Consider the following 10915-nt stretch of genomic DNA (forward strand, 5'->3'; position numbering starts at 1 on the left):
CCGGGTGCCACGCCGGCCGGCGGTCTCGACGGCCCCGCGATCGCGCAGCAGGCGGTAGGCGGCGGCCGCCGTGTTGGCGTTCACGCCGAGCTGGGCGGCCAGGTCGCGCACCGGCGGCAACGCGTCACCGGGCGCCAGGGTGCCGCCCGAGATGGCGTCTTCGATGCTGGCGGCTATGGATTCCGCGCCCGTCCCGGCTATGCTGGTTTGTACTGGCACGCTTTACATTATGTACTAGAACAATAGTAAGGGCAATCGTGGAAACCGCATACAAACCCACCCCGCGCACGACGCCGACTCGCTACCGGGAGCGCGCTCGCTACGACCGCCAGACTGTGCACGACATCCTGGACGAGGCCCTGATCTGCCATCTGGGCTACCTCAGCGCCGGAAAACCGGTGGTGTTGCCGACCACGCATGCGCGGCTCGGCGAGACGCTTTACCTGCACGGCTCCTCGGGCAGCGGCCCACTGCTCGCCGCCAAGGCGGCGCCCGACGGCCTGCCCGTCTGCGTCACCGTGACCCTGGTCGACGGCCTGGTGCTGGCTCGCGCGGCGATGCACCATTCGGTGAACTTCCGCTCGGTGGTGGTGATGGGTGCCGCACGCGTGGTCGAGGACCCGGCGGAGAAGACGCGGGCGCTGTCCTGCCTGCTCGACCACATCGCGGCGGGGCGTGCCGCCGACTGCAGGGCGCCGAACGCGCGTGAGCTCGCCGCGACCGGGGTGCTCGCGCTCGACCTCGTCGAGGTGTCGGCCAAGGTGCGCAGCGGCGCCCCGGCCGACGATCCCCAGGACGTCCCGCTGCCGCACTGGGCTGGAGTGTTGCCGGTGAGCCTGACGATCGGGGCGCCGCTGCCGGCCGGCGACCTGGATCCGGCGGTCCCGGCACCGCCGTACGTGACGGACTACTCGCGCTAGGGCTACGACTGAAAGAGCAGGTAGCGGTAGGCCGGCGAACCGGGCTCCAACGGCTCGACGTGCAGATCCGTGGCGCGCATCCGCGCCAGTAAGCCGTCGAGATCGGCCGAGGACCCGAGCTCGATGCCGACCAGTGCCTCACCGGTCTCCCGGTTGTTGCGCTTGAGGTATTCGAACAGCGTGATGTCGTCGGTGGGCCCGAGTACCTCGTCGAGGAACCGGCGCAGCGCGCCGGGTTCCTGCGGAAAGTCCACCAGGAAGTAGTGCTTGAGGCCGAGGTGAACCAGCGAGCGCTCCAGCACCTCGCCGTAGCGCGACACGTCGTTGTTGCCGCCCGAAATGAGGCAGACGACCGTCGAGCCGGGCTCGATGTCGGATTCCAGCAGTCCCGCAACCGACAGCGCACCCGCGGGCTCGGCGATGATGCCCTCGTTCTGGTAGAGGTCCAGCATCGCGGTGCACACGGCACCCTCGTCGACCCCGGTGATCGAGACCATGTCGCCGGCGGCCGCCAACGCGGCGTAGGTCAGCGTCCCCGCCTGCCGTACCGCCGCGCCGTCCACGAACTGGTCGACGTGCTCGAGCGTTACCGGCTCGCCGGCCGCCAGCGCGGCCATCATCGCCGCGGCCCCGGCCGGTTCGATGCCCAGCACCGACGTGTCCGTCGTGCGCTCGGCCAGGTAGGTCGTGATGCCGGCGATGCAGCCACCGCCGCCCACCGGCACCACCACCAGATCGGGCTCGCCATCGAGTTGGTCGAGCAGCTCGACGGCGATGGTGCCCTGACCGGCGATGGTGCGCAGATCGTCGTACGGCGGCACCAGCGTCGCGCCGGTGCGTTCGACGTCGGCCAGCGCCGCCTCGGCGGCCAGATCGTAGGTCGTTCCCCCGACTATCAGTTCGATGAATTCCCCGCCGTGGTAACGGATTCGGTCGCGCTTCTGTTTGGGCGTCTTGGCCGGCACGTAGACGCGGCCGTGCACACCCAGCGTCCGGCACGCGAAGGCGAAGCCCTGGGCGTGGTTGCCCGCGGACGAGCACACCACGCCCGCGGTGAGCTCATCGTCGGCCAGCTGCACCAACAGGTTGTAGGCGCCGCGCAGCTTGTAGGAGCGGACGACCTGGAGGTCTTCGCGCTTGAGGTAGACCTGCGCGCCGGTGATCGCCGACAGCCGATCGCTCAACTGCAGCGGCGTCGGCGTTACCACCGGGGCGATCCGCTTCGCCGCGCTGTCGATGTCGGCCGCGGACAGCAAAGGCACCGGTGACCTACCCTGGCTCAATTCCGCAGACACCGCTCCATGGTCCCATGCCTGGCGAGCGCGGCTTTCAGCCGACTGGCGTCAGCACGAACACCGGGATCTGACGGTCGGTCTTGGTCTGGTACTCGGCGTAATCGGGCCAGGCCTCGACGGCCCGCTCCCACCAGATGGCCTTCTCGTCGCCGAACACCTCTCGGGCGTCGTAATCCCGGGTGACCGTGCCGTCCTGCAGCTCGACCCGGGGGTTCTTCTTGACGTTGTGGTACCAGACCGGGTGCTTCGGGGCGCCGCCGAGCGAGGCGACGACCGCGTATTCGCCGTCGTGCTCGACACGCATGAGCGGCGTCTTGCGCAGTTTGCCGGACTTGGCCCCCAGCGTGGTCAGCAAAATGATGGGCTTGCCCTTCATGTCCGCGGCATCTGCTCCCCCAGATGCGGCGTACTTGTCGGCTTGTTCGCGAGACCAATCCAACGGGGACGGTTCGTACTCTCCGGTAAGCGGCATGTTCCCAACTCTAGGCTCCCCTGCCGCCCACCTCGCGAAAGAGCTTTTCAACAACTGTTGACTTGATCTGGACCAGGGCATACTGTCTATGTCAACGGTTGTTGAATCGGATCGTCGAGGAGGCTCAGCCATGGCCCTGACCGTCATTCAGATCGGGCTCGATCCCGACGTCATCGATTACTCGTCGCCGGACTTCGCCCAATTCGGCAACCTGTCGAAGGAGACGCTGCGGGCCGCCAACAACGACAACGTCGCGGGTTTGCGCGCCCAGGGCTTCGCGGTCGATAACTGCCTGATCGACTTCGGCATGGCGGGCGTCGACAAAGCCCGCCGATGGCTGGAAGCCAAGCTCTACGACGCGGTCTTGATCGGGGCCGGCATTCGCCTGGTCGCAGCCAACACGTTGCTGTTCGAGGCGATCGTCAACATCGCGCACCTGACACAGCCCGGCTGCCGGTTCGTCTTCAACCAGGCGGCGCTGGCCACCCCCGGCGACATCCGTCGCTGGCTCCCCGAACCGGAAGGAGCGCTCCGATGAAGACGCATGCCAGTTACGACGTCGACGTCCTGGTGGTGGGGGCCGGGCCCACGGGCCTTATCGCCGCGGGCGACCTGGCCCGCGCCGGCCGCTCGGTCACGGTGCTGGAGCGCTGGGCCGGCGAAAATCCCTCGAGCCGCGCGTTCGCCACCATGGCGCGCACGCTGGAAGTCCTGGACGCGCGAGGGGTCGCCCGGGACATCCTGGCGCGTGGGCATCACGCACCCGGCGTGCGACTCTTCGCGGGGGCCCGCATCGACCTGACCCACCTGGACTCCGCCTACCCGTTCGTGTTGGTCACTCCGCAGACCAACGTCGACGCCGCGGTGCGCCGCTATGCCGTGGCCGAGGGCGCCGACATCCGGCGCGGCACCGAAGTGGTCGCTCTCGACCAGGACATTGACGGCGTAACCGTCATCGCCCGGCCCAAGGACGACGGCGATCCGCAACATCGGCAGACGTGGCGGGCGCGCTACGTGATCGGGGCCGACGGCGCCCACAGCACCGTTCGGACATTGCTGGGCGCCGACTTTCCTGGCAGGACCGTGCTGTCGTCCATCGTGTTGGCCGACGTCAAGCTGGCCGACGGACCACCCGACGGCGGATTGACGGTGGCGACCACCGGTGAGGAATTCGCGTTCCTGGCGCCCTACGACCGCCACGAGCCGGACGGTTCCTGGTACCGGGCGATGGTATGGGACCGCGACCACCAGGTGCCCGACAGCGAGCCGGTCGACGACAACGAGATCATCGAGATCCTCGCGCGTGCAATGGGAACCGACTTCGGCGTGCGAGGGATCGGTTGGAAATCCCGCTTCCATTGCGACGAACGACAAGTCGAGCAGTACCGGCACGGGCGCGTGTTTTTGGCCGGCGACGCCGCACACGTCCACTCCCCTATGGGCGGCCAGGGCATGAACACCGGTATTCAGGACGCCGCCAACTTGGCGTGGAAGATCGATGCCGTGCTCGACGGCGCCGATGACCGCCTGTTGGACACCTACCACGAGGAACGCCACCCGATCGGCAAGCGGGTGCTTCTGCAGTCCGGGCTGATCAGTCGCGCGGTGACGCTGCATCCGCGCCCCGCGAGGTGGTTGCGTAACCTGTTGGCTCCCAGGCTGCTTCGCATCCCGGCGGTGCGCGACTTCGTGGCGGGCAGCTTCGCGGGCACCACCCTGCGGTACGGCCGTCGCGGACTGGTCGGCACCCGCGCCACCCAGATACCGCTGACCGAGGGAAGGTTGACCGAACTGCAGCGCGCGGGCGAATTCGTCTTCGTGCGCGAACACGGCGCGGCGCCGGTCGAGACGCCCGGGATGGTGCAGGCGGAGCGGGCCGACGGCGGGCCGGCCGTGCTGGTGCGCCCCGACGGCTACATCGGCTGGGCCGGAACCCGGGCCGCCCAATGGCCCGGATCGCCGGGCGACATAGTCAGGGGCGCTATTGCCGCGCCTCGTGTTGCTGCTGGATGAACGACCGCAAGCGGCGGCGCGTCTGGTGATCGGGCGCGCCGTCCTCGCCGTCGGCGTGCTTGCCGCGCGTGTAGTCGCCCTGCCACGGGATCCGCTCGCCTTCGGTGTCCGCCACCGCCTGCGCGTATCCCAGTTCGTCGCGGGAGCGGCGGAAGTACTCATGCTTGCGTTGCAGCTCGTCATCCGAGGAGAGCGGCCGGAACTCGGGGACGAACTCTTCGAGCTCGCCCCGCCGCTGCGGGACGAGCAGGCAGATCGGCTCGTCGACCTCGAATCGCACCGGCATGTATTGGCGGGTGATCTTCCAGCTCATGCTGAAACTCGAACTGGTCCAGTCGGTTTCGACGATGCCTTCGAGCGGATACACGGCGTCCTTCGGGTAGTTCGCCGGCCCGCGGGCCAGCAGGTTGTACCCCTCGGGGGTACGAAACAGCATCGGCAGGTGCCAGGTGAGAATGCCGTGACCGAAATGGCTCGCGGGAAGGAACTGATCCGCTTGGTTGCGGTCCGGGGTGATCACCAGCGCCGTGCGGTCCTGCCCGCCACTCCACGTGGCGGTGAACCCGCACGGATTGCGCACCTCCCAGCCGCTCTGATTGGCGATCAGCAACGGCAGGCAGCGATTGGGCCAACCCTCTCTGATGTCGGACATCCACTTCCGGCCGATCGGCGCGGGGCCGATTTGCGGCGCGTTATCAGCCGTGGTGTACGCGATCAGCGGGCGATGCCGCCCATCGGATTCGTCGCTCATGGTGATATCCGCTTAAACCCGTTGTCCCGTACCGACATTGCGCACGTCATGCGTTGGTGCCCCCGGTCCGTTTCCGTTACTCACGGACAGGTTACCGCGTGCCCTCCCCGACGCCGCACATCAGTTCGCCGTCCACCGGCGCGACCTGCGGTTCCCCGCTGGCCCGCACCGCGCGCTTGCGGCCAGCTGCCCTGGTGTTGAGCCAGCACGCCAGGCCCCCGAGCACCAGGCCGATCGCCACGCCGACATCCGGGCGCTGGCCGAGCATCAGCCACGACAGCATTGCGGCGACCGCCGGAATGATCGCAAACAGCATCGCCACCGCGGCGGCGCCGTGAGAGTTGATCGCGCGCACGTAGAGGCTGACGGCCAGCGTGGCGTTCAGCAGCACCATGGCGCCGATCGCGATGGCGGCCTTGGCGGGGTCGTGCACGGTGAAGGGCGTCAAGATCGCCAGCGCCGCTGCGGGAATCAGCGCGACGCCGTTCTGCAAGGCACTCATCGCGCGGAAATCGACCCCGGTGCAGAACCGCTGTTGATAGACGCCGCCGGCGGAGATGCCGAGCAGGGCAACGATAAGGAGCACGATCACGGGATCGATGCCGTGGGTGCTCATCAGCCTCTTCGCGCAGGCGGCGAAGACCGCGACGACGCCCAGGACCAGCGCGGCCACCCGCTGCGGACCGAGCGAATCCCTCAGGAACATGGCACCCAGCAGCGCGGTAGCGACGGGGTTCATCGCGATCGCCACCGCGCAGAGCACCGCCGGCGAGCCGAGCTGAAGCGCTTCGTACAGGCAGCAGAACTGCACCGCCTGGATCAGCAGACCGGCCACCAGCACGTGACCGAGTTGCGCCCCCTTCGGCCAGGGAGCCTTGGCCAGCAGGGTCCAGCCGGCCAGGATCGTCGCGGCCAGGCTGAACCTGAGCACCAGCGCGTGCATGGGCGTCATCGCGGCCACGGCGAGGGCACCGATGGGATACCCGACCGCGTAGGACAACGTCACCGCCGAGGCGGTCGTCAGTGGCATCCGTGGCATGTCCATTACCCCATCGTGGTCTGCTCGATCAATGCCGTCCAACGATTATTGGCGATCACTACCGATCGCCAGCACTTATCGATTCGCGTGGCTGAAGCGCCAGGACAAGCCTACGAGCGCACTAATTGATCACAAATGCTCATCAAAGTATGGTTCGGGTATGGCTCAAGTGCTCGACATCGCGCCGCTGCGCAGCCTCGTCGCGGTCGCCGACTGTGGCGGATTTCACCGGGCCGCCGCCGCGCTTCACCTTAGCCAGTCGGCGGTCAGCCAGCATCTGAAAAAACTCGAGAGCGTGGTCGGCCGGCCGGTGGTCGAACGCTCCGGGCGCGGCATCGTGTTCACCGACGTCGGCCAGAAGATGCTGCGGCACGCGCGCACGATTCTGGCGGCCCATGACACCGCGCTCACCGACCTGGGCGCGACCGAGCAGACGCTGCTGACGATCGGCGCCACCGAACACGGCGCCGACGTCATGCTGCCCGCACTGACCAGCGCGCTGCGCGAACGGCTGCCCGACCTGCGACTGCGCTTTCGGCTCGACCGCAACGTGACACTGGCCGACTCGCTCGACCGTGGGTTGGTGGACTTGGCGGTGATGCTGGACGGTGCCGGGCTGGACCGCGCCAACGCATCGGGACTGGTTCGGCTGCAATGGATCTCAGCGCGCAACGCCACCGCGTCGAACCGGGATCCGCTGCCACTGGTGATTTTCTCGGAGCCGTGCGTGTTGCGCGAGCCGGCCTTCTCGATCCTCGAAGATCGCCGCATCGCCTACGAGATCGCCGCCGAGTGCAGCGATCTGTCCGGCCTCTACGCTGCCGTCCGCTCGGGTCTGGGAGTGGCGCTGCTGCCGATGATCGGCAGGCTTCCCGACGGCGTGTGCCCGGCCGAAGGTCTGCCATCCACCAATTACGCGTCGATACTGGTCCGCGGCCGCTCCGGCATCGACCCCGATGTGCTGAAAACCGTTGACGCCGCGGTGCATAACCTGCTGGCCGCCGAGAACTGAGGGTTGGCGCCCTACCGCAGCCTGGCGAGTTCGGCGATGTCGTTGACGCGGCGGATGGCGGTGGCGATCTCGAAAGCGAATTCCCGACGCCGCAGGGCGATGTCGGGGCTCTCATATCCGTCCACCAACTCCCGGTGCCGGGCCAGCCGCAACGCGGTCTTGAACAGTTCCATCGACCGCGACTCGGCACTGGCGATCCTGCGCTGCAGCTCCCACTGCTTACCGACCTCGAGGCATTCGGTGAGAAATTCGTCCTCGTCGAAGGATTCGTCCTCGAGGGCGGCCAGCCGGTCGGCCACGATGTGATAGGCATCCAGGAACGGCCGCAACACAAGGTGCGCCAGCAACAGATCGGCGTGTTCCAGTAGTCCCCGCACGACCTCGGCGCTCGCGGCCTTAGTGGTGTCCTCCACCGGCCCGATCAGGCGCACCTCGTCGGCAAGGTCCTTCTCGAACTGCGCACGCGCAGAGAACAAGAACTCGAATTTGAGCAGCTCGCGAAGACGCAGTGCCTCGTCGCGCACGGTCGTCGGCTGCACCGATCCGTCTTCGGACTTCTCCGCCGCGGCCAGCAACGCCGTCTCGGCGATGGCGCGATCCACCAGGATGTGAATCGCGGTGTTGCGGTAGAACGCCGCCACCAGGTGCTGGTCGGTGCCGATGCCCCAGACCGCCTCGGTGCCCGCGTCGTAGACGCTGACCACGCCCGAGGCCACCAATTGATGCAGGGTCCACCGGATGGTGGAGCGGTTCGTCAGGTCCGCCGCGCCGGCCACCATCCAGTTGCGGGCCGCGATGTAGCTCGCCAGCGGCCGCACGGTGGACAGCACCTCACTGATGGACAACGAGCGGTCGGCTCCGAGCAGCGCGAGGCTCACCACGGCGGTGGGCGTGACCGACGTCGCGCGGTTGATCCGGTGCTCGACGTCCAAGGCGATGCGCTCGATTTCGGTGCCGGTGCCCGACTCCTCGGCGCGCAGCTCCTCGAGACGCTTGCGCAGCGGCAGGGGTTCGCCGAAGTCCAGGTACGCGCGGCCCAGCCGCTGGCCCTGCTGGCGCGCCAGCCGGATCAGGAAGCGAAGGTCCTCGGGCCGCTTCGTCGCGCCGTAGGCTTCGGTGGTCATCGCCTCCACCTCGTGCAGCTGGTCGTACACGATCGAGGTGGGCACCAAATAGACTTCGGGACCGTCGATTTCGTCGACGGCGTCGCTGATGTAGCGCAGGATCCCGAACACCGGCGGCCGCAGTTTGCCGGTCCTGGTCCGGCCCCCCTCGATGGACCAGGTCAGGTTGGCGTGGTTCTGCACCAGCTGCGCGGCGTAGGCGCGCAGCGCGAACCGGTACACGGGGATGTCCTTGGTCTGGCGGCGAATGAAGATCGTTCCGGTGCGTTTAGCCCAGGTGCCCATCGGGAAGAAGTTCAGGTTCGCGCCGCCGAAGGTGAGCGCGGGCGAAAGCCGGTTGGCCTGAATCATTTCCGGCAACAGCAGGCCGTCGAGGTACGAGCGGTGCGAAAAGGCAAACGCCAGTGTCGCTTTGCGGTCCAGCTTGCGCAGCTGCGCGATCTGGTCCTCGTCGACCAGAACGTCGTAGGCCCGCATGAGCCAGCGACTGAACCCGCGCCAGGCCTGAACGGCCGACTCGTCGAGCGAGGGCGCCATCTCGCGCAGGTAGCCCGCGGCCTCGGCGCGCACGCTGTCCGGGTCGCGGCCGAGCTCGTCGGCCAGCTTGACCAGTCGCTCGTCGTACCACGGCGCGGCGAGCAACTGGACCACCTCGGCCGGGTCGGTCGACAACCGCGTTGCCGATTCCTCGATTATTCCCGTGCGCTGCAGCAACTTTCGCACACTCGCGCGCCCGAGCTCACGCGCGCTGGCCGCCGGTCCCCCGCTCATGCCGGCTGCACCGTCGCGGCTTCGGAAGCCTCGTGCACGTCCGGATGTCGATCGGCCGCGTAGAGCTCCTCGATCTCGGGCGCGTACTTCGTCATGATCGGGCGGCGCTTGAGCTTCATCGTCTGGGTGATCTCGTCACCGCCCGGCTCCCACAGCGTCGGCAGAATCCGGAATCGCTTGATCTGCTCCACTCGCGAGAGTTTGGCGTTGCCCTCAGCCACGCCGGCGGCGACCGCCGCGATGACCTCCGGATCGGCCGCCAGGGCGGCGGGCGAGGCGTCGGACAATCCACGCTGGGCCGCATACGGCCCCACCGAGTCGGCGTCGAAGACCATCAGCGCGGTGTTGTAGGGACGGCCGTCGCCGATCGTGATCATCACCCCGATCATCGGACACGCGGCCAGGATGGTGTTCTCAATGTTGGCCGGCGACATGTTCTTTCCCGCCGCATTGATGATCAGCTCCTTCTTGCGGTCCACCACGCGCAGGTACCCCTCGGCGTCGGCGGTCAAGACGTCGCCGGTGTGCAGCCAGCCGTCGGCGTCGATCGCCTCCGCGGTCTTCACCGGTTCCTTTCGGTAACCCTTCATCACCAGCGGACCGCGCACCAGATATTCACCGTCGTCGGCGATCTTGCCCTCCAGCCCGGGAAGCAGTTTGCCGACGCTGCCCATGCGCGCCTCGCGCGGATGGCTCACGGTGGCGACGCAGCTCAGCTCCGACATCCCCCAGACCTCGGCGATCGGAATGCCGATGCCGGCGAAAAACGCCACCGTCTCCTTGGGAATCGGAGCCGCACCCGACACCGCCCAGCGGAGTTCGGCGAACCCGAGCCGCTCGCGCAGCTTCGAGAGCACCAACTCGTCGGCCTTGGCCCACTCGGCGGCCAGGTCGTCCGGCATCGCGGTACCGGCCAGCAGGGCGGCGGCTCGCTTGGCGGCCACCGACATCGCCCACTGCAGGGCCTCCCGTTTGAGCTCGTCCGTCTCGTTGCTGACGGTGAATTCGATTCCGGCCTTGAGCTTTTCCCACACCCGCGGCACCGCGGCCCACACCGTGGGCCGTACGTCGGGGAGCGCGGCGGCGATGGCGCGGGGGTCGGAGACGGCGGTGACCTGGGCGCCGAAGACCTCCATGCCGTAGAGCCCCATCGCTCGGTCGGCGATGTGCGCCGACGGCAGGTAGGACGTGACCCGGTCCCCGAACCGCGACGGCAGGACCGCGTGCACGGCATACGAATCGAACAGCAGGTTGGCGTGAGTCATCTCCACGCCCTTAGGGTTTCCAGTGGTCCCAGACGTGTAGACGAGGGTGACGACGTCATCGGATTGCACCGCGCGCCACGTCGACTCGAAGTCGAAATCCGCAGGTGCGGCGGCATACAACTGCTCGACGGAGATGGTGCCGGGCGGTGAACCGTCGATGCATACGACATGCTCGATGGGCGCGCCGCTCGCGCGGATGCGGTCGACGTACTGCGCCTCGCACATCACGACCTTGGTGCCCGCGTTGTCGAAC

The 10915-nt window shown here is 67.8% G+C and carries 11 protein-coding genes; 4 read left to right on the plus strand and 7 right to left on the minus strand.

Translation table 11 applies throughout. From position 1 onward, the window contains the following. Positions 1-219 (minus strand): GntR family transcriptional regulator (locus JOZ00_RS15895; RefSeq protein WP_293345169.1); only part of this gene is annotated, 219 nt, incomplete at its 3' end. Positions 220-257: 38 nt separating this feature from the next. Between JOZ00_RS15895 and JOZ00_RS15900 the strand changes: the two genes are divergently transcribed. Beyond that, positions 258-920: a pyridoxamine 5'-phosphate oxidase family protein gene (locus tag JOZ00_RS15900; RefSeq protein WP_293345171.1), complete on the plus strand. Its 663-nt coding sequence runs from the start codon at positions 258-260 to the stop codon at positions 918-920. A 2-nt stretch (positions 921-922) separates the two neighbouring features. On the opposite strand, the gene ilvA is transcribed toward JOZ00_RS15900, so the two are convergent. Together ilvA and JOZ00_RS15910 are read right to left on the minus strand one after the other, a co-directional pair. Next, positions 923-2215: a threonine ammonia-lyase gene (gene ilvA, locus JOZ00_RS15905; protein WP_293345173.1), complete on the minus strand. Its 1293-nt coding sequence runs from the start codon at positions 2213-2215 to the stop codon at positions 923-925. Positions 2216-2249: 34 nt separating this feature from the next. Further along, the gene (locus tag JOZ00_RS15910; RefSeq protein ID WP_293345175.1) at positions 2250-2687 is read right to left on the minus strand and encodes a nitroreductase family deazaflavin-dependent oxidoreductase; all 438 of its coding nucleotides are present in this window, start codon (positions 2685-2687) and stop codon (positions 2250-2252) included. Between the two features lie 130 nt (positions 2688-2817). Here JOZ00_RS15910 and JOZ00_RS15915 point away from each other — a divergent pair, with 130 nt between their 5' ends. Then, the gene (locus JOZ00_RS15915) at positions 2818-3225 is read left to right on the plus strand and encodes a hypothetical protein (protein ID WP_293345177.1); all 408 of its coding nucleotides are present in this window, start codon (positions 2818-2820) and stop codon (positions 3223-3225) included. Further along, entirely contained in the window at positions 3222-4700 is a 1479-nt protein-coding gene (locus JOZ00_RS15920; RefSeq protein WP_293345179.1) for an FAD-dependent oxidoreductase, read from the plus strand. Before JOZ00_RS15915 ends, JOZ00_RS15920 begins: the two co-directional genes overlap by 4 nt. On the opposite strand, the gene JOZ00_RS15925 is transcribed toward JOZ00_RS15920, so the two are convergent. Both JOZ00_RS15925 and JOZ00_RS15930 read right to left on the minus strand, forming a co-directional pair. Continuing rightward, positions 4669-5451, minus strand: coding sequence for a DUF6065 family protein (locus JOZ00_RS15925; RefSeq protein ID WP_293345181.1), 783 nt, complete (start codon positions 5449-5451; stop codon positions 4669-4671). The two genes, JOZ00_RS15920 and JOZ00_RS15925, sit on opposite strands and share 32 nt — an antisense overlap. 91 nt (positions 5452-5542) lie before the next feature. Then, complete coding sequence (locus tag JOZ00_RS15930; RefSeq protein WP_293345189.1) at positions 5543-6481, minus strand: DMT family transporter; 939 nt, start codon at positions 6479-6481, stop codon at positions 5543-5545. A gap of 169 nt (positions 6482-6650) precedes the next feature. Between JOZ00_RS15930 and JOZ00_RS15935 the strand changes: the two genes are divergently transcribed. Next, positions 6651-7502 carry a LysR family transcriptional regulator gene (locus tag JOZ00_RS15935; RefSeq protein ID WP_293345183.1) on the plus strand — a complete coding sequence of 284 codons (852 nt, stop codon included), beginning with the start codon at positions 6651-6653 and terminating at the stop codon, positions 7500-7502. An 11-nt stretch (positions 7503-7513) separates the two neighbouring features. Here the strand turns inward: JOZ00_RS15935 and JOZ00_RS15940 are convergent, their stop codons facing one another. Both JOZ00_RS15940 and fadD11 read right to left on the minus strand, forming a co-directional pair. Then, entirely contained in the window at positions 7514-9397 is a 1884-nt protein-coding gene (locus tag JOZ00_RS15940; protein WP_293345185.1) for a lysophospholipid acyltransferase, read from the minus strand. Next, positions 9394-10915 (minus strand): fatty acid--CoA ligase FadD11 (gene fadD11, locus JOZ00_RS15945; protein WP_293345187.1); only part of this gene is annotated, 1522 nt, incomplete at its 5' end. The genes JOZ00_RS15940 and fadD11, both read right to left, overlap by 4 nt.

The organism is Mycobacterium sp. (assembly GCF_019243155.1).
Taxonomy (GTDB): Bacteria; Actinomycetota; Actinomycetes; order Mycobacteriales; family Mycobacteriaceae; genus Mycobacterium.